The sequence below is a fragment of the Staphylococcus sp. FSL W8-1207 genome, assembly GCF_038003745.1.
Classification (GTDB): domain Bacteria; phylum Bacillota; class Bacilli; order Staphylococcales; family Staphylococcaceae; genus Staphylococcus; species Staphylococcus equorum.
This window is the reverse complement of record NZ_JBBOPU010000001.1, coordinates 1,686,044-1,705,846: the sequence shown is the minus strand read 5'-3', so window position 1 is coordinate 1,705,846 and position 19,803 is coordinate 1,686,044. Positions and strand designations below refer to the sequence as shown.

Here is a 19,803-nt window from a genome sequence, read left to right as displayed (position 1 = left end):
CGAAACACGACTTCAGAGTCCAAATTTGGGCTTTGATAGAGAATCTACATTTGGATTGTCTGAATTAACGAGTCCGTATTTGGCTCGGTTAAAATGTAGAAGCGCTTCGATATTCAGAGTCCTTAAAGTTAAGGAATCACACGGCTCAATTATTAGTTTTGGTCGGACAAAAAAGTTTAACCAATATGTAAAAGTACACGGTCAAAAAAGGGCGCGTACTATTGCTCAAAAAAGTAACGGCAAACGGACAAAAAAGTCCGTATGTAAAATTATGGTACGTATCAGAATTTCAAATTACTCGCATGCGAGTAAAATACGACGACGTCGTCGCAAATGTTTTGTCGACAAAACAAATTCATGTACGTACACGAATTTCAAATCTTTCGACGTCGAAAATATATAAGTGAGGTGAAACAAATGGCATATCATTTTAATAACAGGATTAAAGTATATAAAGAAGTAAGCAGTGGACCACTTCCCGGTGCAAATGGAGAAGAAATTATAGGTCGTCCGTGGGCAGACATTAAGACGTTAAAAGGTTCTGAATACAATTACGAAGGTGTGACTGCTAGTGAGCAACCTACACGCTTTATTATTCGTTACCGTGAAGGCATAGACACTACACAACGTATCAAGTGGGGAAATAAAGATTATAATATTCATTCAGTAACTAATGATGATGGAAGAAATCAAACGCTAACTATATTTGCTAAAGCATTTTCTTAGTATAGTAAAAGTGGTAAAATCAAAATAGAGATTTTCAATCTTTCGCCAACCTCTACCTTAATTCAGGGTAGGGGTATTTTTCCGTTCTGTGAGAGCGTCTGTATTGCATCGAGAAATGATAAAGTGGATATTGATACACAAAAAACCACTAGGTGATAAGCCTAGTGGTGGGAACTAATCAAAGGTCATTCTCCACAAATAAATGAAATCTCACAAATCACATTATTATAGGAAATATGCCAATTGAAATTCAAAGACAAGTTTATTATAACATATAACTATAGATAATGGTATTTTTTTACGTTGTGGTTCAGCTGAACTAAAACGAATACGTGTATGTTGCCCCAAAAATATGTTGTTTTTTCAATTTTAACATTTTACACTGATGTTATAAGACAATTTAAACATTGATATGACAATACTTATAGCGATATTTAAATGTATAGATGAACGGTATAATGAACTCCCGCCGTCTCCATATCAAAAGGCTTAGCCATTGTGGCTAAGCCTTTTTTGTATTTAAGTTGATATTTATTTCAAATCTCAATGTTGCACGTAATTGATATCGTTTATTTTAATCATAATTCGAGTTCCATCATGATTCCTTCGTTTGTTTTTATAAATCCATTTTTTGTATAAAAATTTGCTGCTAGTCCTCCACCTGTAATCAGAAAAATTTTATATATTCCACTAAGTTTGAGTGAATTAGAGACAGAATTTATTAATTTTTTACCTATACCATTGTTTTGGGATTCAGGGACGACATGGAATTCGCCGATGCAAAATTGGTTCATGCCACTAAAATAATAGTCTATTCTACCTATGCACATGGCTATTATTTTGTGATTTTCTTCAATGACATAACCTCTAGAATTAAAGCCGCTCATTGTAGCTTCAATTCTAAGTAACGCTTCTTTTTCAGTCCAATTATTATACCATGGAGGTCCCTTATAAGCTGAAACTAAATTTTTTGCACAATTATTGTAATCTTCATTTTGAATTTTTCTGAATTCCATGCGTATCCACCTTTTCATTTTAATTATAAATATATAATATTAACGAATAATTTATATGGGCTCATTAACATTTTTTAATAATACCAGTTAGTTCATACAAATTTTGAATAATATCAGTTACATTAGGAATATCATTTTCTCCATTAAATCTGTATATACTATGCATTCCTGCTAATTTAGATGCCTCATAATCGTTTTTAAAACTATCACCGATGAAAATACACTCACATAAACCTACATTTAATTCTTTAGCTGCTTTTTCAAAAATAAGAGGATTAGGCTTTTTGATGTTTTCCTTTTCCGAAACTAAAATGACATCCATGTAGTGTTCGATTTTTAATGCTTTAATATTATTGTATTGGAAAGGATATTTTCCGTTTGTGATGATACCTATTTTGTAATTCTTTGAGATGAGTATATCTAACAATTCTTTTAGATTTGGATATGGTAAACAATGTTTTCTGAAATTGTTGATATAGTCATTTAGTAAAATGTCAGCGGTTATATGATTAATATTAAAGATATCTATTAATTGTGTATAAACTTTATCCTTCCAAACATAACCATTTTGATCCAATTCAATAAATTTCCTTTTGAAAGTATTTTTATCAATATGGTTTAGATAGTTAATGAATTTGTCATATTGATAATCCATAAACTTATTTAACGAAGAAGGTCTATCTAAAATTGTTCCATCTAAATCAAATAAAATTGCTTTTATCATAATTTTAATACTCCCTAATTTTATTATTTGAATATTCAATCAATTTAAACAATGATATCATATAATTCAAAGTAGTTATTAGAATAAGGAGGGATTAAATATGAGTCTTTACTTAGAAAACATGAATCAGCGAACTTTCAAAGCATTTTATGAGAAAAGTATAATTGAATATGCTGCAGAACATGTTAAAAGTGGTGATTGGGAGAAAGATGGATCAATTGAAAGAGCGCGTACAGAATTTGAAAATTTACTGCCTGAGGGGTTAAATACAAGTAATCAATATTTACTATCTGTGATTTATAATAATGTAGATATAGGTTATTTATGGTTACATATATTTAAACTTCGTTTGTCAAAATAAGCTAGACAGTTTACCTACATCCATGTAACTCATAAATACTTCCAACGGGGTTTGATAATTCAATGACTTTCTGGGGATATGGTTCCTTCTGGTAGAGACGGAGGAAACAAACCGCTGGTCCACCTGATTGAAATCCATCCCCTTAGGCAATCCATCTGTCCGCAATAACCCATTGGAATGTTCATTCAACCCGCGCTGGGAAGGGGTGCCCGGATCAGCGAAATAGATGGAAAGATCATTCTGATTACTGATTGACCGCCAATTCGAGAATTCTTTGCCACAATCGAATGTAATGGATTTGAACAGGTTTCTGGGCACCTGATGACACCATGTGTTGAGCGTGGTTTCGATATCCTTCGCTGTTCTGCCTTCGGGTTTTAGCGTGATGATGGCTTTTGACAGGCGTTCAACCAATGTAATGATGGCACTTTTATGGTGGACACCGACAATCGTGTCGCCTTCAAGATGACCAAATTCTTCGTTGAATGCCGGATAATCCGTCTCTCTTTCAGAAATGTTCCGTTTGAATGTCTGTCTGCCCCGGCGTTCCTTATGACCGTTTGGTTTTCGCTTGCCTTTCATCGGCAGTGTAGAAATATCAAACTGCTGACGTTTGAATAGCCGGTACAGTGTCCGTCCCGAACAATTAATTGGGTGTTCCTCGCGACCAGTAATCACATCGGGGGTCCAGCCCTGAGCGACTTTTTCTTCAACATAGAGATGTTGATCGGCGGGTAGTACAGTCTGTTTTCTACCACAGCGTTTCTTGTTCTGCTTATAGCGCTTGTAATAATCCAGTGCCGTGTGCCCGTCTTTCAGAAAAGTCACCACATTGTGCACTGTTTGACGGGCCCGGCCCATCTGTCTTGAAATCTTTGTGACAGAGCTATTTTGATGGAAATAGGCTTCTATTATTATCAATTCATCCGTGCTAAGATGGGTGTAGGTCATTCGTGATCACTCCTATGATTTCTTTGGTTGGAAATTCATTTTGAGTGTATCACGAGTGGCTTTTCTTATGTGTCTAGCTTAATTTTACAATCGGCGAAAGTTAAAGAACAAAAGAAATGTTTTATTTATGATATTAAAATTAAAGATACATATAGAGGGCAAGGTTTAGGTACAAAAACGATGGAATGTATAGAAGAATACTGCAAAATAAAGAAGTAGAAAGTATTGGTTTGCATGTATTCGGACACAATAAGCGAGCTGTATCTTTATATAATAAAATGGGTTTCGAAACTACAAATTATCGTATGGAGAAAAAATTGAAGTGATTATAAATATGAAAGGATTTTTTTATGATTCAATCTATAAATCACGTGACTTATTCAGTATCGGATATTAAGACATCTATTGCTTTCTATAAAGATATATTAAAAGCTAAAATTTTAGTAGAGAGTGGCAAAACAGCGTATTTCACATTAGGTGGTCTGTGGCTAGCGTTAAATGAAGAAAAAAATATACCTAGAAATGAAATTCAATACTCATATACACACATGGCATTTACAATAGATGAAAGTGAACTTGGCGACTGGTATCAATGGTTAAAAGATAACAACGTTAATATATTAGAAGGACGTAATAGAGACGTAAGAGATAAACAGTCAATATACTTCACTGATCCAGACGGCCACAAGTTAGAATTGCATACAGGTACGTTGCAAGATAGATTAGAATATTATAAAGAAGAAAAGCCACATATGAAATTTTATATATAAGTAGGTTATATTATGACAATAGAAACAAGATTATTTGAAGAGAATGACATTAATCGGATAGATGAGTTGCTAGGTTTATATAAAGATTTAGGTTATCCAACAACAAAAGAATCATTAATCAGCCGTTTGAAAAAGATATATAATCATACAGATTATTATTTGTTACTTTTAATTAAGAATGATGTAATAATCGGCTTGAGTGGTATGTGTAAAATGCTTTTTTATGAAAAAGATGGTGAATATATGCGTTTACTAGCATTCGTAATTAATTCTAATTATAGAGAAGAAGGATATGGAACACTTTTATTAAAAGAGTCAGAAACGTTAGCAACTCAATTAGGATGCAAAGCAATCACTTTAAATAGTGGAAATAGAGAAGGAAGGGATATTGCTCATAGTTTTTATAAAAATAATGGTTTTGAGAACAAATCATCTGGATTTTCGAAAAGTATAGATAATATAAAATAAAGCCAACTAAAAATAGTTGACTTAATGTTTATTAAATTTATTCTGAGAATTCAATGTCATCATAAGCTTTAGTCCAATGGTAAGGCTGTAAATCATTTAAAAATTTGTATTGTGGTTGCTTATTATCAGTTGTTACACCGACTTTAATTTTATTTCCCCAATATAATAGTCTTTCTTGACATGTACCACAAGGTGTAAGTATTTTACAATCACTATATTCATCATCTCTTACAACGCAAATTGAATGAGTAATAATGTCTTGATATTTATGTGCATCTAATATTGCCCCTGTTTCAATACACAAAGCACTAGAGGCATTTATAATTTCTGGCGCAACAGATGTATAAGTGTTTCCATTTTTTGAATACATTGCAGCTGCACCACCCCATCCATTTGGATATCTTTCTTTTATCAAGTTTTTAGCATCTTCAAAAAGTTTCTGTTCAATATTCATAAACGTACCTCCGAAAAATATTTATATAAATCAATACTACTATAACTGGAAATGATTAGGGGATATTTCTTATGAAAGAAGGAAAGTTATTGAGTTATTAAAACTAACATTTGAGGTAATACTTTTAAGTTAAAACCTCATATATAAATATGCGGTTTTTATTATAGTGTGAGTGTGATAATATATTTTTAAATAAAAATATATTGGTTGGTATATAGAGGTGATTTTTTAATGAGTTTAAAAGAGATGTGGCATTATTTATTAAATAAAAAATGGGAATCTGATGATGTTTGGATGCTAGTTTTTTATATCATTATAGCAAGTATATTTGTAACACCATTATTAGGTGTACCAATAGGTGTTATAGCATTTTTAATCTTAAATGAGGATGTTTTAGAGAAATAATAACTCTATGAGAATGTCTGGATTACATTGGATAACATAAAAAAGTGTGCATTATTATTGCGAAGTATCTAACTTCTAATAAAGTAGTTATATATTTATTGGTTATATTAATTTTATAGCCAATTGTATTTAGTGTTTTTTGATTTAGATAGATTTATTTTATTGGAAATTATAAGTCATAGTGTATTCATAATGATTGGGCTAATGTTTATATTTTTAAATTTTTATTTCCGTAAAAAGCAAAATAAAAGCCACGATAAATAAATGTAATAATAACAATAAAGAAAAGTGAAAATACGATTATAAATTTTAATGAATTGATACATAAATGCTTTAATGAACTCCCGTATCTCCATATCAAAAGGCTTAGCCACAATGGCTAAGCCTTTTTTTGTTTGTGAGTATTAAGTATAAGTTGAATAAACTCATTGATTTTAAATAAAAAGAAGCATTTGATAGATGTATCGTAATTAATTCATTTCACTATTCATAATTGCAGATACTTGATCGTTGTACTCTTTTTGTGGTAAACCTTCAAAATCTTTTTGTCTAGTTAATTCTTCTATTTGCATTTGAGCATCTTTGGACATGCCTTCAGTAGAGAAATCGCCATTTGGTAATCTATTTAAATCAATTTCTCTTCTTTGTTGCTCTTGTGTCGGTTGTTCATTAGCCATAGGAGCTTGTTCTTGTGACTGAGCAGGAGTTTGTTGTGATTGTTCTTGAGACTGAACAGGCGCTTGTTGTGTTTGTTGTTGTGATTGGGTCGGCTGTTGTGTAGATTGTTGTTCTTGTGTATTCACTTGCTCTTGAGATTGAGGTTCTTCAGTACTTTCATCTTGTGTTGCTACTTCTTCAGATGATTTGTCGTCTGATTTTTGTTTTTCATCTGACTTATCTTTTTCTTCATCTGATCCTTTATCTTCAGATTTAGTTTCCTTTGTGTCGTCTAACTTACTTTCTTCTTCATTCCCACATGCAGCCAATACTAAAAAGCTTGCTAGAAATAAAAACAATAACTTCTTCATTTATACATCCCCCTAAAAAATAATTATATAACTTAATTGTACTATACTTAAAAATGAATAGTGAAACTAAATTGTTAAGATTAAGTTAAGTATCTTTATAAGTCTAGTGGGGCAACTTTAAATTATGTTGCAATTAGATACCCTTAATTACTATAAAAACCATTAATTGTTATACGATTATATAACAATTAAATTGTATAATTAATAATAAATTTTGATTATCAAGTAAAAAATTACATTTTGATGTATAATGAAGGTAATGAAGAAAAGGAGATTTATAAAATGAATATAAATATAGTAACTGATTTATTGAAAGAAGAAAACGTTGTAAGTATAGATTTATTATTGGTAACTGGTAAATTAGAACGTGCTAAAGAAATTGATGTTGAAAAATCATCCGAGAATTTATTGTTTGTGACAAAACCAAAAAATAAAGTAATTAATTTAAATCATGTTGTTAAAATAGAAACTGTACTTAAATTTGAAGGTAATGTCACTTTTTAATAATTACCTAACACAAGTATGAAAATGAATATGTACAAAGTGCAACGACTTACGTTGTTTTTGTGATTTTTATATTTTAGACTCAGCTAGAAATACAATGTGAGTTATGATTTAGCAACACCTATAGCGGTATTAAATGATATAATTAACTCCCGAAGACGTTAGATTATAAGGCTAAGCCATTGTGGCTTAGTCTTTTTAGTTTGTGTTGATTTAGTATTGTCGAATATAAGCTTGTTGAAATACGGTGCCGTATACAAAATAATCTTTTTGTTGTAAGAAGTGGTGTGTTTTTAAATTTAATGAAATGAAGTGTGACAATAATGTAAGTTGTATTAATACCCGCCTTTGTTAAAATTATCTTTGGCTTAATGAAAGTCAACTTTAAAAAAGATATTTAATTTAGGAGGATAATATGAACGAGAGCGTAAAATACAATAGAATTTCAGAATTAGATTATATGAGAGGCTTTGCCTTACTAGGAATAATTCTAACTAATATAATTTCAATATTTGTCTTGCCAGCACCAAGTAACTACGATCAGGCTAGTTATTTAAAGTTCATTGATTTTTTTGTTGAAAGTAAATTTTTTACAATATTTACATTTTTATTTGGAGTCGGATTTTATATATTTATTCGCAATGTTAAAGCAAAACAATTAAATAGTAATATCGTATTTATAAGAAGGTTAGTAATCTTAGCGTGTTTCGGTATATTGCATCAAATGCTTCAACCAGGAGAAGCGTTACTATTATATTCAATCATTGGCTTGATCTTATTACCTTGTTTTTATTTTAAAAGGTCTATCAATTTAGTCATTGGCTTAATATTATTGGCTATTTGTTTATATATAGGTAGTAAAACAATATTACCGATACCATATTTCATATTAGGACTGGCAGCTGGTCAATTTAATATTTTTGAGAATATTAAGACTAAAGTGTTAATTGTAATAGTAAGTGCTTCAGGTGTGATGTCTGCATTAAGTTGGATTTTGCTAAATAAGTCATATGTATTTCCTACATATAAATTTTTAGAAGATAGTTCGAACAATGAATTGATTAATAAATATATTCAAAATAAAGATTTGTATGATCAATTAATCGTTGTTACTAGTCCATTTATAGCGTTATTTTATGTCTCTCTATTATTATTAATTATAAAAGTACGAAGCTTTGCTAAAATCTTAAGTCCATTACGATTATATGGAAGAATGGCGCTTACAAATTATGTAGGACAAACTTTATTAATTTGGCTGGTTATATTATGTGTGGATAGTGATCAAGTAGATTATATGGATACTTTATGTATCTGTATTGCAATCTATATTTTACAATTGTTATTCACAAGTATTTGGCTGAAATACTTTAAATATGGACCATTGGAATATATATGGAGAATGGGAACTTATTGGAAATGGTTTAGCTTGATAAAAAAATAGGTTGAGTTTTTAAAATTACACTAATGAGAGAGTGGAATAAGATGAAAAATAAAAGAAAGAAAGCTTTACTTTTTGTATTGATTATTACGTTAATTATGGCATTAGCTATGTCAACAATGCATTATATTTTTGGCTATAATTATGAGAAATCGGAAATGGTTAAAGTATTGATTTACTTTGAAATTATTATGAGTATGCTTTCCATATTTATGTATAAAAAACTTTTCTCAACACAAAAATTATTTAACATACGGTTGTCTTTTTGGTTTTTACCTCTTATTATTCTAATCATAATTACATTGGTTGTAATTTTTATAAATGGAGATTTTACCGGCAAAATACCAATGGTTTCTTTAATATTAGTAACAACACTTTTAGTTGGTGTTAGTGAAGAAGTAGTATTTAGAGGTATAGTGTTGGAAACATTTTTACAAAAGGCGGAATAGTAACAGCTATTTTAGTTAGTGCGATATTATTTTCCTTATTTCACGCAGTTAATATTTTTGGCGGATCATCAATAGGTGAAGTGATAAACCAAATGATTGGGGTATTTTTAGGTGGAATAGTGTATGCTTGCCTCTCAATAAATTTAAAGAGCTTTATACCACTTATTATATATTACTGTTTATGGGATTTTCTAATCTTAAGTAATGAAATAGTTAGTGCTAATATTGAAGTGTTCATTTTCATTATTGGAACATTAGAATTTATTATTTTAATTCCAATATTTCTTTACACAGTCATTAAATTTAATAAAGGGGCCTAAATAAAGTTAATAGGGAATGAACATTTCGCAAAGAGGCTGAGACATGTGATATGTCCCAGCCTCTACTACTTATTATGATATTTTAAAAAAAAGAAATAGAATAATGTTAATTTATACTAGTGAAAGATGGAAATATACAGGGGTTACGAGGTTAACCTGTGATTGTTTAATCAAACTCTATTTCGTATAATGATTCGTTTATTTGTTCGTACAGCTCATATTTTTCTAAATAATCAATCCATACATCATTCGGTTTCTTTTCTCTTTCTTCAACTAAAGATTTAATTTTTTCATATATACCTTTCATCAAATCTTTATACATCGCATTTGCTGCTCTTTCTATTTTTGCCTCTGACCAGCGCTTTTTCGGTGGACGTCTTTTATCCTTTTCTAGTTGATAGTTGATAGCTTTGTCGTAAAAGCTATCTAACGCTGGTAATTTATCTTCTATATGTGCTTGAAATTCGTTTAAATTCATAAATATTCTCCTCTTTTAAAAAAAAACATTCTACATAATTCTAACAATAATAGGGTAAATTAAATACCTGATGAATAATTCATTTATTTTATAATGGACTGAATTGTTATTGAATAACCCAGTATCTGGACTAATTGATTATTAGAATAATATTTGTCAGTTGATAGTGCTATCACTATTAAGTATACCAGTCTATTCATGCTATTTAGTTACTTTTCTATAAGTTTCTATTTTTTTCTTGGTCAATAGGTTCATTTTTAAATGTATGAATCTAAACATTGATATTCGTTATTCCTACTGAACATGTAGTATGTTATTAACTGAATCTATTTTAATATTATTTTCTTAAGTATCAGTGGTAATGTTAAATATAAAGAGTTGAGCGTTTTACATATGATTTAATCAATAAACTACATGAATTATACTGTAATGAATATAAGTAACTGCTAAGAATGAAAGCAATCAAATTATTGTATAGGAATGAAACTCATTTAATTAGATTGGTGGTAAATATATGGAGAAAATAATGGTTATCGGGTCTTCGGGTTCTGGAAAATCAACGTTATCAAGACAACTAGGTCATGCTTTAGATATACCTGTTTTTCATTTAGACGTATTATTTTGGAAACCTAATTGGGTTATGACAAGTTCTGATGAACAAAAAGAAATTCAAAAAACATTATTGCAAAAAAGAAATGGATTATTGATGGAAGTTATACTGGTATCTTAGATGAAAGATTAGATGCTGCAGATAGTGTGATACTTTTAGATTTGCCAAGAAAAATTTGTTTTTATAGAGTTTTTATAGAGTTTTTAAGAGATTGTTTAAAAATATTGGTAAGACTAGAATTGATATGGGCAAAGATTGTAAAGAAAGGATCAATCTCACATTTTTAAAATATATATGGAATTTTCCTAAGCACAGAAAACCATATTTATTACAAAAAATTAAGGCAAATAAAAACGATAAAAAAGTATTTGTTTTAACCAACATTAAAGAAATTGAACAATTTAGAATGAATGTGGAAAAGAACGACTTTTAAATCTAAAAATTACTATGGATTGTTTTTAAACTGTTACAGAAATCGTATAGGTTTGGTCTGACGCCTTCCTAGTTGATGAAGTATTAGCCGAAGACTACAGGCAGTTTCTGTGATTGCTCAAAGCATGTAAAAAAACGTTGGCAAATTTGGATTCTTTGAGACGCCTTAATTAAGGTGTCTTTTTTTGATTATTGAGATAACTTTATAATGAAATTAATTTGAATATTACAGATTAACCAAAAAAATTAAAATGGAATTAATATTAGTGTAATCGACAATTAAAAACCACATGATATATTATTCTAAGATTGAATTATTTTACACTTTAGCTTACAAGTCAATGACAATATTGCTTGTATAGTTTATTCAGTAAAATAACACTTAGAAGGGACGATTTATAATTAAACGATACATATATATTTTTACATTTTTTATTATAGGGGTTTTAAGCATATTAGGATTTACACATTTAAACACTGTATCTGCTGCGACGGCTGCAACTCAAGAGGAATCCATAAGTCATATGAACACGTTAGAAGGTAAGGGATGGGATTATGATGATGAATATGGCTGGCAATGTTTTGATTTAGTGAATGAGCAATGGGATTATTTGTATGGTCACGGATTAGAAGGTGACTATGCAAAAGAAATTCCAACTAAAAATAACTTTGAGGGTGAAGCCACGGTATATAAAAATTATGAGGGCTTCCAAGCACAAGCTGGAGATATCGTTGTATTCAATGATGAATTTGGCAGTGGTGCAGGTCACACAGCAATCGTTACGGAAGGTAATTATAATGGCGCTAGTGATAAATTTGAATCATTAGATCAAAATTGGGATGGCGGTGGCGCTGAAAAAACAGAAGTAGCTCACAGAGTAGTACATGATTATGAAACTGAAATGTGGTTTATACGTCCTCATTATGTTCAATAAATTAATTCATGATTAATACGTTTGTTTATCATTGGAACGGTTAATCAAAATTATGCACAAGAGTATCTTGATATAAATAACTCCACATTATGTTGCAACCCTAACTTATTAGGTGGATAATAGAGTTAACGTATGAGAACCATAAAATATTAATTAGGGTGACAACACATGAGTGATGTATATGTATTCATAATAGAATGTAGCGATGGTAATGTTTATCGTGAGTATGTGGAGAATATATGGAAAATTGATAAGGCATTAGCACTTAAAAGATTTGAAAAAGGAATTCATAGATATAATTACTTTTATCTAAAAGATTGTGATAGCTATGTAAATGTAGCGAAGATTACTTCTATAAAGATTGATGATGCACACAACACTTGATCAATTACTCATTCTTATTTAATTAATAAAAAGTTAACAGATTATAATTTAAGGCGAGCGCAACGTTGCGTTAGCCTTATTTTTATATCTGAAAAGTGTAAAAAGGCGGTTTACGATACTAAATATAAATAATAGAATGGTCTAGTGTAGTATTTTGGGGATTTAGTGAGGGATTATAAATGTTATTATATGTTAAGGCTCTTGGGATGAGCATCTTAATTGGGATTTTAATCTTCTTATTAATGTTTATAGGCACAGGAAAAGATCAACTGCTTGGTAGTGTGATTATGCCACTATTAGGCTTTTTTGGAAGTTTTATTTCTTTCTTGTATGAAAAAAAGCATAATAGGGAGTCTAAATAGATTAATAAAAAAATAAATAGAAGGTAATCTAGTTGTTTAAACAAGTTTGGCTCGACTTCACGTATCCACGCTTGAAATTGATACTCTATTTATTTTCTTCTAATCTAAGTGTGACATTTGAGAAGTTAACTGTTTTAACAGTTGCTTCTTTTTTTGTTTACAAACAAGAACAAGTGTTCTATTATATCTTTGAGGTGATAAATATGGAGCCAAATTTAAATTGGAAAAAAGATTTTCAAGAATTCCAAGAAATACTAAATTCTGGCATTAATCCTGAATGGTTATATAGTGCTAAAGCGAATATGATATTGAACCCTGCATATACTGGAGAAGGTAGACAATTCTTTTTTACAAAAGATATTATGAAAGCGAGTAAAACAATTCCATTCTTTTAATGTGGTTAATGCTATTAATATCTAAAAATGATTAAAAAAATATTGCTTTAAGTAATATTAATATAGATATAAAGTTAAACGCTAGGTAGACATAGATACCTAGTGTTTTTTCATTTTCTGATTTTCAGTTTTTTGGATGCATGATACGCTTATAAAAACTATTAAGTTACAGAAAAATGGAGGATTATAGATGAAATCAATAAAAGTGTATCATTATGATGCTTTTAGTAAAAAGCCAAATAAAGGTAATCCTGCTGGAGTTGTTTTAAATGGAGATGACCTAACAGAAACGGAGATGCAAGACGTTGCTTTTAAAGTAGGGTTTAATGAAACAGCTTTTCCAATAGCATCTGATAGAGCAGACCTTAGAATACGCTATTTTTCACCAAAACAAGAGATGGAACTTTGTGGCCACGCAACAATGGCAACCATTTATGCGTTAAAGACAAACGGATGGTTAGAAAATAAAACAGAGCTAACTATTGAAACCAATGCAGGGGTCTTACCGATACGTATTACAAAGAATGAGCAAAAGGAAATACATATAACAATGAAACAAGCATTACCACAATTTAAAAAATTTGAAGGATCTAGATATGATTTAGCAAAAGCAATTGGCATTGAAGAAGTGGATTTTGACGATGAGCTACCCATAATGTACGGTAGCACTGGGGCATGGACACTTTTAATACCTATAAAGTCACTTGATATTTTTAATAAAATGGAACCAAATAATAAGGTGTTTTCTTCAATTTTAAATGAAATACCAAACGCATCGGTACATCCATTTTGCCTTGAAAGTTATTATGAAGAAGCGGATATGCATGGTCGTCATTTTTCTTCAACTTTTTCAGGAACAATAGAAGATCCGGTGACTGGCACTGCTTCAGGTGTAATGGGGGCATATTTTGCCAAGTATATAAAAAAAGAGTCTGATATGCCTATCAATCTTATTGTAGAACAAGGACAAGAAATGAATAAGGATGGCCAGGTGATAGTGAATGTTGCAGAAAATAACGAAATCGAAATAACTGGCAATACTGTTTACGTAGATGAAATTGATATATCATTTTAGAAATTAAGCGTTTTTTTAAAAGTATGTGCAGAACTTTATGCTTTATAACAATAGTGAACAGATACTTTTGTATTTGCTATATGGGTATAGTAAAGTTAGTTTAAATGAGATATTTAGAGAGGTTGGATAACTATGGATTTAAATAATGTCATAAATACCTATAAAGTAATACTCTCGAATGCTTCTACAACAAGTAAAAATGATAAACGAAGAAACGGTGTAGATAAAATAATTGGACTGTTTATTAAAAACCCTGAAACGAAAAGTGAAGGGTTAAATTTTCTGGAAAGTTTAGATACAGAAACATTCTATAATTTACTTAGTGCTTGGGATATAGGTCGAAGTGTCCTCACAGCGCCAGACTGTTTGAATGATGATATCAGGATTAATGGAGGCAAGACAAATTTAATGAAAGAAAATGTTAAAACATTAAAAAATAATTTGCCTATCCAATATGAAGCAGCCATCTATTTTAAAGATAAAGACTGTATTTTTGTAAAACAATGTCTCATAGCATTTCAGAAAGAGTTTATATAATAATATAAACACCACTTAAAAGACGAGGAATAACTCTTTTAAGTGGTGTTCTACTATAAGTAGTAAACTTTAGAAATATTTGTGTTTGTAGCACTTGTAGAGGTGCAAAATAATTGTAGAAAAAATGACTACTAAAATGATGACAAATTGAAATATACCTATATCAATATTTCCGCCAGTAGCGTTATATACGTCTTTAATACCCATGAAAGATAGAAGCGTGGATAACTCGAAATTTAATATAGTAATGAATCTTCTATTGAAATTTATAGCGTCTTTGGATATTGTTTTATTCTCAAAAGTGGATTTAAAATTTTCGAATTTTACGTAATACTTAAATAAGAGATACATGAAAATCCATAAAGCTAAAATTATTATTGGAAGAAGGAATATTTCTTTTTTGTATCCCCACGCATCTGGGTTACTATATAAATCAAAGTGCACAGGTACTTTCTCTGGCAAACTATTGTAATTAATAGAAGTATATAAAAAAAGTAAAATAATAAAAATTAAACCAGTGAAATTCAAGGTTTTGTTGATCATGATATGTCCTTTCAAAATTGGAAGATTCGGTACTAACGTCGTATTATGAAGAAATTGCTTATAAAAAAGAACCAAATGCTTTTATAACAAATGGTTTGTTTAGGTTCTAAAATAAACACTTGGAATGTTTATTATCTTTTATATTTTATAATAAAATTATAGAAATTGCAAAAAATACGGCTGATAAAATAAATAAGATAGCACCAAAAAACACGAGTTTTCTAGATTGTTTTTGAATACCTAACTCATGATTATTGTCTAAGTTTTTTTCGTTGATGATTTTGCGCTCATTATTAAATTCATAAAATGAAAACAAACTAATGATCAATAGAATCAAACTAATTATGAAAGTAATAATGATTAATATGCCCATTTATGAGTTAGCTCCATCTACATTATTTGATAAAATTTCTAAGTAGCGATATATATTATTTGAAGTGGTATCTTTCGGTAAACTGTGAGTGAATACATGCCCGTTTTTAGTTTCAACAGTATAAGTGACGTGGTCAAGATTGATATTATAATTAATGATTTGCATAAATTTCTCCTCGGAAATTGAATTTATTATACAATGAATGAGTTCGTAATTTTTCGTGACTTTTTAATTGTTTTGAACGATGTATAACTAATTATATCTAATTGTACTACATATAAAGTTAATTTGTTGTAAAAAAGGTAATAAAAGGTAATTTAATTTTATATTTACTGAAATCTGATAGTTTAATTAAAATGTAGAATCACAAACTTTTATAGAAGATGTTGACAAAGCGTTATAACCATAGTATATTTGTATTCAAGTAATTTTTAATTCGGAAATTTTAAAAGTAGTCTTATTCATTGAATTTTACTCCTTTGGATTTTTTAATAACAAGTTACAAATATATGTGCTAAAGCACACGGAGGTTTTCATATGAATAAAGGTACAGTAAAATGGTTCAATGCAGATAAAGGTTTCGGTTTCATCGAAGTAGAAAATAACGACGACGTATTCGTACATTTCTCAGCTATCAATTCTGAAGGTTACAAATCATTAGAAGAAGGGGAAACAGTTGAATTCGACATCGTTGATGGCGACCGTGGTAAACAAGCTGCTAACGTTAACAAAGCATAATTTAAAATAATAAATTATCTTTAACACTCACCCTACGGGGTGGGTGTTTTTTTGTGTTAAAAATTAAAAGAAAAGATAGCAATAAATTATAATGAACATTTAGAAAAGTATAAGAGGATTACTTTGTAAGCGTTTAATTTAGCTAGTATACTTAATATATAGTTAAAGGAACGGATATTATGCAAATTATAAAGGATTCGATAAAGATTTTAATATTACAGATAAAGTAGCTATTATTACTGGGGGTAACAGTGGTATAGGTAAAGCAATTTCCGATTTTTACATAGAAAAAGGGGATAAAGTTGCAGTATTAGATATAAAAGATAGTGTAAAAGAATTGAAAGGTGATCACATTCTAGGTATTCAATGTGATATAACAAATGAACAAGATATAGATAATGCGATTGAGTTAACAAAGCGGACTTTTGACCGTATTGATATATTGGTGAATTTTGCAGGTGTTGCGCTTTTAGATAAAGCGGAAACAATGTCTAGCGAGATTTGGCAAAACAAATTGATTTAAATTTAACTGCTTCGTTTAAAATGGCTCAAAAAGTTGGGAATGAATTTATTGAACAAGGTGAAGGTGGGAAAATTATTAATATGGCAAGCCAAAATGCTTTAATAGCATTAGATAAACATACTGCTTATGGAGTAACAAAAGCTGGAATTGTTAATTTAACTAAGAGCTTGGCATTTGAGTGGGCAAAATTTAATATTAATGTTAACGCTATTGCGCCAACAATTGTTGCAACAGAATTGTCTGATAAAGCATGGGTAGGTAAGGTAAGAGAAGACGCTTTAGCTGGTATCCCTTTAGGAAGATTTGGTGAACCTGAGGAAGTAGCAGCAATCGCTTTATTTTTAGCAAGTGACGCGACCAATTTTATGACCGGAGAAACCATTGTATTAGATGGTGGAAATACGATTAAATAAGTGATGTTAATATATATTTAGATGAAGATATTTTATAACTAATGAATAATAATAAGTAAATCCTATAAATTAGTATTTATAGGATTTACTTATTTTGTGTATATAACTGAGATAATAACGATTTTATAAAGTGCTGACGTCTAGGGGAATAATATGAGCGAGAGACTACAGGATCGAGCCATATCCCAGGCAAGTAGGCACTTTAAAATCGTATTAATATGATTTACTAGCAAGAATTATTCCATAAAATTTATGTAAATAAAAAACACATCAGTAATTTTGGATGTGTTTAATCATTAAGTATTTGCAAGATTTCATCGTATTTTTGTTCGCTCAACATACCTAATGGACTTTCTTCAAATTTAAATATTAAAAAATCATCGTTTGAATTAAAAGAATTTTTAATACTTTCGTATATTTCGTTTCTTTCTAAATCACTTTTTAAAAGCCATAACCCTCTATAAATATACAAAGCATTACCCAAGGTATTTAATTTAGCAGGCAATTTTTCATAACCATATGAAATAGAATTCAAATTATACGACAATATGTATTTTGACATTAATATCAGCCTCCTATATAAGCATATCATTAACTGTAAAATAAAAGTTGGGCAAAGGTTGATATTAAGCGAATTTAGAGTAAGCTTTTACAAGAATTATAAAAAGTATTTAATTTAGTGTTCTATTTACTGAAGCTTAATTCATTTTAGAGGTAATTTAAATTGAGAGAAATAGCTCTCATTTGCATATAAATATTTAAAAGTGAATACTGTATGTAGGGATTTAAAAAATGACTTTGTTAGAGAATTCATAATCTATATAAGTAAGGGAAGATGCATATGCAAATTTTCAGAATAAGCTCAGACCATAAGAAAAGTGCACGTTTTTTAGATAATAGAAGGCTATCGAAGCAAGTATTAGAATTATATCAAATTATTAGAGTATGTTTAGCAAAGTTAAACCTTGTTGATGTAAACAGTAATTATATTAAACATCCAATTGTTGCTCATGTTTATAACAATGGTGAACCATATATTATAGATACTTTCAAAATTTTAGAATGTATGAACGAAGAGCATATTCGACGAGGAGGAAAACGGTCTGTAGATTTTAAAAATGATATAGCACGTTTGAGAGAAATTGTTTATAAAAAAGAATATCAAAAATATTTTTCACATGAAAAACTACCTCCATTTTATGTTTTTTGTGATTATAAAGTACACGGTGAAGATGCATTTGAGTTATATCAAACATTATTATTCAATAAATGGAAAAAAGATAAAATACCGCCACGATGTGGTATTAAAAAAGGTACGGATAAATATGACACAACGTTATCAAATTGAACAGTTATGGCGTCAATATAAATATGAAGTGTTGTGGCACGACCAAAATAGTTACAATAAAATTAGAGAAAGAATGAAACAAAATCCGACATATGGAGATATAGCATCTTTGATTTCATATGCGTTAACATTAAAGCCAACTGAAGGTTCTATTATCAATGCTTATGATCATATGTGGGGGTATTTTAAAAAAATACGTAGTTCATCAGAAAATGAATTCCAGAAAAGTTTAAAATATCAATTTCAGCAACATAAAATAGATGAAACTTATCTTTTAGAATTTCTCAAAAGTATGGCTTATTTTTACAACGTTGATTATATAAAACAATCTTCAATTATAAAAAATTTGAAATAGGAGGAATTATAATGGGAATGATAAAAATGTTAACGAGAACATTATTACCTTTTGTGGGTGGAAATATCATAGGCAAAATCACTGCAAAAGAAGCACCAAACGATTATGGCAAATTTGAAAAACCACCGTATTCTCCACCACGATATGCGTTTCCTATTGTTTGGCCAATATTATATTTATGCATGGGTATAGCTTATAATTTGGTTAAAGGCAATGGAACAAATACCAAAGCAGCAACTGTTACGCATTATACTCAGCTTAGTTTGAATTTTCTATGGTCATTATTGTATTTTAAAAAGAAAGTAAGGGGCATCGCATTGATTGAGAGTTTTATTTTATTAATAGCAGTAAAAACCAACGTTGTTGTATTTTTTAAAAACAAGCCTATTTCAGGTATCTTGCTTTTCCCTTATGTTCTTTGGTCTAGTTATGCCAGCTATTTAAATACTGGCAATTGGTTGTTAAATAAAGATAACCCAGAGTATTCAAATGGTCTCTGTAAATAAGATTTTAATTTAGAGTGCCAACAAAGTTTCTGACTTTGTTGGCTTTTTTTAATTAAACCATTTCTATATACTACGGAAAATAAAATATATTAGAAATTTAGGGGTATAGATATAATATGTTATTACTCATACGTGCATGAATAATCATACAGTCATGTTGTTTTAAAGAGCCGTTAGAATAA

Annotated in this window: 29 protein-coding genes and 2 pseudogenes; 22 read left to right on the top strand and 9 right to left on the bottom strand. The window is 29.7% G+C overall.

Annotation, left to right across the window (positions count from 1 at the left end; all coding sequences use genetic code 11):
* Positions 1 to 417: 417 nt before the first annotated feature.
* A complete protein-coding gene (locus NSR03_RS08565) occupies positions 418 to 726 on the top strand; it encodes a phage head closure protein (RefSeq protein ID WP_340719200.1) in 309 nt (102 codons plus the stop codon).
* A gap of 578 nt (positions 727 to 1,304) precedes the next feature.
* Here the strand turns inward: NSR03_RS08565 and NSR03_RS08560 are convergent.
* Together NSR03_RS08560 and NSR03_RS08555 are read right to left on the bottom strand one after the other, a co-directional pair.
* Positions 1,305 to 1,742: a GNAT family N-acetyltransferase gene (locus NSR03_RS08560; protein ID WP_069820729.1), complete on the bottom strand. Its 438-nt coding sequence runs from the start codon at positions 1,740 to 1,742 to the stop codon at positions 1,305 to 1,307.
* A 64-nt stretch (positions 1,743 to 1,806) separates the two neighbouring features.
* Positions 1,807 to 2,466 (bottom strand): HAD family hydrolase, encoded by a 660-nt coding sequence (locus tag NSR03_RS08555; RefSeq protein ID WP_069820730.1) that lies wholly within the window; start codon positions 2,464 to 2,466, stop codon positions 1,807 to 1,809.
* A 100-nt stretch (positions 2,467 to 2,566) separates the two neighbouring features.
* Here NSR03_RS08555 and NSR03_RS08550 point away from each other — a divergent pair, with 100 nt between their 5' ends.
* Positions 2,567 to 2,827: a hypothetical protein gene (locus tag NSR03_RS08550; protein ID WP_256092602.1), complete on the top strand. Its 261-nt coding sequence runs from the start codon at positions 2,567 to 2,569 to the stop codon at positions 2,825 to 2,827.
* On the opposite strand, the gene NSR03_RS08545 is transcribed toward NSR03_RS08550, so the two are convergent.
* Positions 2,819 to 3,778 (bottom strand): IS30 family transposase, encoded by a 960-nt coding sequence (locus NSR03_RS08545; protein WP_040762886.1) that lies wholly within the window; start codon positions 3,776 to 3,778, stop codon positions 2,819 to 2,821. The two genes, NSR03_RS08550 and NSR03_RS08545, sit on opposite strands and share 9 nt — an antisense overlap.
* A gap of 69 nt (positions 3,779 to 3,847) precedes the next feature.
* Between NSR03_RS08545 and NSR03_RS08540 the strand changes: the two genes are divergently transcribed.
* From NSR03_RS08540 to NSR03_RS08530, 3 genes are all read left to right on the top strand, one after another.
* The gene (locus NSR03_RS08540; RefSeq protein ID WP_340719199.1) at positions 3,848 to 3,997 is read left to right on the top strand and encodes a GNAT family N-acetyltransferase; all 150 of its coding nucleotides are present in this window, start codon (positions 3,848 to 3,850) and stop codon (positions 3,995 to 3,997) included.
* A gap of 131 nt (positions 3,998 to 4,128) precedes the next feature.
* Positions 4,129 to 4,548 carry a FosB/FosD family fosfomycin resistance bacillithiol transferase gene (gene fosB, locus NSR03_RS08535; protein ID WP_031266123.1) on the top strand — a complete coding sequence of 140 codons (420 nt, stop codon included), beginning with the start codon at positions 4,129 to 4,131 and terminating at the stop codon, positions 4,546 to 4,548.
* A 12-nt stretch (positions 4,549 to 4,560) separates the two neighbouring features.
* Complete coding sequence (locus NSR03_RS08530) at positions 4,561 to 5,016, top strand: GNAT family N-acetyltransferase (RefSeq protein ID WP_021339881.1); 456 nt, start codon at positions 4,561 to 4,563, stop codon at positions 5,014 to 5,016.
* Positions 5,017 to 5,053: 37 nt separating this feature from the next.
* Here NSR03_RS08530 and NSR03_RS08525 read toward each other — a convergent pair whose 3' ends face one another.
* Positions 5,054 to 5,470: a cytidine deaminase gene (locus tag NSR03_RS08525; RefSeq protein ID WP_069820976.1), complete on the bottom strand. Its 417-nt coding sequence runs from the start codon at positions 5,468 to 5,470 to the stop codon at positions 5,054 to 5,056.
* Between the two features lie 231 nt (positions 5,471 to 5,701).
* Between NSR03_RS08525 and NSR03_RS08520 the strand changes: the two genes are divergently transcribed.
* Entirely contained in the window at positions 5,702 to 5,875 is a 174-nt protein-coding gene (locus tag NSR03_RS08520; RefSeq protein WP_002512200.1) for a VraH family peptide resistance protein, read from the top strand.
* A gap of 470 nt (positions 5,876 to 6,345) precedes the next feature.
* On the opposite strand, the gene NSR03_RS08515 is transcribed toward NSR03_RS08520, so the two are convergent.
* Complete coding sequence (locus NSR03_RS08515) at positions 6,346 to 6,903, bottom strand: hypothetical protein (RefSeq protein ID WP_069820977.1); 558 nt, start codon at positions 6,901 to 6,903, stop codon at positions 6,346 to 6,348.
* A gap of 282 nt (positions 6,904 to 7,185) precedes the next feature.
* Here NSR03_RS08515 and NSR03_RS08510 point away from each other — a divergent pair, with 282 nt between their 5' ends.
* The 4 genes from NSR03_RS08510 (at position 7,186) to NSR03_RS08495 (ending at position 9,614) form a co-directional block, all read left to right on the top strand.
* Entirely contained in the window at positions 7,186 to 7,407 is a 222-nt protein-coding gene (locus tag NSR03_RS08510) for a hypothetical protein (RefSeq protein ID WP_069820978.1), read from the top strand.
* A gap of 415 nt (positions 7,408 to 7,822) precedes the next feature.
* On the top strand, positions 7,823 to 8,848 hold the full coding sequence (locus NSR03_RS08505) for a DUF418 domain-containing protein (RefSeq protein WP_069820979.1): 1,026 nt from the start codon (positions 7,823 to 7,825) through the stop codon (positions 8,846 to 8,848).
* Positions 8,849 to 8,871: 23 nt separating this feature from the next.
* On the top strand, positions 8,872 to 9,294 hold the full coding sequence (locus NSR03_RS08500; RefSeq protein ID WP_285336322.1) for a hypothetical protein: 423 nt from the start codon (positions 8,872 to 8,874) through the stop codon (positions 9,292 to 9,294).
* A complete protein-coding gene (locus NSR03_RS08495; protein WP_317134755.1) occupies positions 9,273 to 9,614 on the top strand; it encodes a CPBP family glutamic-type intramembrane protease in 342 nt (113 codons plus the stop codon). Before NSR03_RS08500 ends, NSR03_RS08495 begins: the two co-directional genes overlap by 22 nt.
* 166 nt (positions 9,615 to 9,780) lie before the next feature.
* On the opposite strand, the gene NSR03_RS08490 is transcribed toward NSR03_RS08495, so the two are convergent.
* Positions 9,781 to 10,092, bottom strand: coding sequence for a hypothetical protein (locus NSR03_RS08490; RefSeq protein ID WP_002508233.1), 312 nt, complete (start codon positions 10,090 to 10,092; stop codon positions 9,781 to 9,783).
* Between the two features lie 514 nt (positions 10,093 to 10,606).
* Between NSR03_RS08490 and NSR03_RS08485 the strand changes: the two are divergent.
* The 7 genes and pseudogenes from NSR03_RS08485 to NSR03_RS08455 all read left to right on the top strand — a co-directional run bounded on the left by NSR03_RS08485 (position 10,607) and on the right by NSR03_RS08455 (position 14,822).
* A pseudogene (locus tag NSR03_RS08485) lies at positions 10,607 to 11,135 on the top strand (DNA topology modulation protein).
* Between the two features lie 523 nt (positions 11,136 to 11,658).
* Positions 11,659 to 12,069, top strand: coding sequence for a CHAP domain-containing protein (locus NSR03_RS08480; RefSeq protein ID WP_021339889.1), 411 nt, complete (start codon positions 11,659 to 11,661; stop codon positions 12,067 to 12,069).
* Positions 12,070 to 12,237: 168 nt separating this feature from the next.
* On the top strand, positions 12,238 to 12,453 hold the full coding sequence (locus NSR03_RS08475; RefSeq protein ID WP_002508230.1) for a hypothetical protein: 216 nt from the start codon (positions 12,238 to 12,240) through the stop codon (positions 12,451 to 12,453).
* A 179-nt stretch (positions 12,454 to 12,632) separates the two neighbouring features.
* On the top strand, positions 12,633 to 12,815 hold the full coding sequence (locus NSR03_RS08470; RefSeq protein ID WP_069820981.1) for a hypothetical protein: 183 nt from the start codon (positions 12,633 to 12,635) through the stop codon (positions 12,813 to 12,815).
* A 203-nt stretch (positions 12,816 to 13,018) separates the two neighbouring features.
* On the top strand, positions 13,019 to 13,210 hold the full coding sequence (locus NSR03_RS08465) for a hypothetical protein (protein ID WP_031266130.1): 192 nt from the start codon (positions 13,019 to 13,021) through the stop codon (positions 13,208 to 13,210).
* A 190-nt stretch (positions 13,211 to 13,400) separates the two neighbouring features.
* Positions 13,401 to 14,285: a PhzF family phenazine biosynthesis isomerase gene (locus NSR03_RS08460; RefSeq protein WP_069820982.1), complete on the top strand. Its 885-nt coding sequence runs from the start codon at positions 13,401 to 13,403 to the stop codon at positions 14,283 to 14,285.
* Between the two features lie 132 nt (positions 14,286 to 14,417).
* The gene (locus NSR03_RS08455) at positions 14,418 to 14,822 is read left to right on the top strand and encodes a hypothetical protein (protein ID WP_021339893.1); all 405 of its coding nucleotides are present in this window, start codon (positions 14,418 to 14,420) and stop codon (positions 14,820 to 14,822) included.
* A gap of 69 nt (positions 14,823 to 14,891) precedes the next feature.
* Here NSR03_RS08455 and NSR03_RS14465 read toward each other — a convergent pair whose 3' ends face one another.
* Both NSR03_RS14465 and NSR03_RS08450 read right to left on the bottom strand, forming a co-directional pair.
* Complete coding sequence (locus tag NSR03_RS14465) at positions 14,892 to 15,365, bottom strand: DUF1648 domain-containing protein (RefSeq protein ID WP_021339894.1); 474 nt, start codon at positions 15,363 to 15,365, stop codon at positions 14,892 to 14,894.
* Positions 15,366 to 15,510: 145 nt separating this feature from the next.
* Entirely contained in the window at positions 15,511 to 15,738 is a 228-nt protein-coding gene (locus NSR03_RS08450; protein ID WP_046465105.1) for a hypothetical protein, read from the bottom strand.
* 537 nt (positions 15,739 to 16,275) lie between these two features.
* On the opposite strand from NSR03_RS08450, the gene NSR03_RS08445 reads away from it, so the two are divergent.
* Entirely contained in the window at positions 16,276 to 16,476 is a 201-nt protein-coding gene (locus tag NSR03_RS08445) for a cold-shock protein (RefSeq protein ID WP_002508223.1), read from the top strand.
* Positions 16,477 to 16,690: 214 nt separating this feature from the next.
* A pseudogene (locus tag NSR03_RS08440) lies at positions 16,691 to 17,412 on the top strand (GolD/DthD family dehydrogenase).
* A gap of 289 nt (positions 17,413 to 17,701) precedes the next feature.
* Here NSR03_RS08440 and NSR03_RS08435 read toward each other — a convergent pair.
* Positions 17,702 to 17,974 carry a hypothetical protein gene (locus NSR03_RS08435; protein ID WP_002508221.1) on the bottom strand — a complete coding sequence of 91 codons (273 nt, stop codon included), beginning with the start codon at positions 17,972 to 17,974 and terminating at the stop codon, positions 17,702 to 17,704.
* A 279-nt stretch (positions 17,975 to 18,253) separates the two neighbouring features.
* Here NSR03_RS08435 and NSR03_RS08430 point away from each other — a divergent pair, with 279 nt between their 5' ends.
* From NSR03_RS08430 to NSR03_RS08420, 3 genes are read left to right on the top strand one after another with little or no spacing between them, the layout of a single operon-like run.
* Complete coding sequence (locus NSR03_RS08430; RefSeq protein ID WP_069820983.1) at positions 18,254 to 18,760, top strand: pyrimidine dimer DNA glycosylase/endonuclease V; 507 nt, start codon at positions 18,254 to 18,256, stop codon at positions 18,758 to 18,760.
* A complete protein-coding gene (locus NSR03_RS08425) occupies positions 18,738 to 19,115 on the top strand; it encodes a DUF1722 domain-containing protein (RefSeq protein WP_069819075.1) in 378 nt (125 codons plus the stop codon). The genes NSR03_RS08430 and NSR03_RS08425 overlap by 23 nt, the downstream gene beginning before the upstream one ends.
* Before the next feature lie 11 nt (positions 19,116 to 19,126).
* Positions 19,127 to 19,621, top strand: coding sequence for a TspO/MBR family protein (locus NSR03_RS08420; protein ID WP_069820984.1), 495 nt, complete (start codon positions 19,127 to 19,129; stop codon positions 19,619 to 19,621).
* The last annotated feature ends 182 nt before the right edge of the window (positions 19,622 to 19,803 follow it).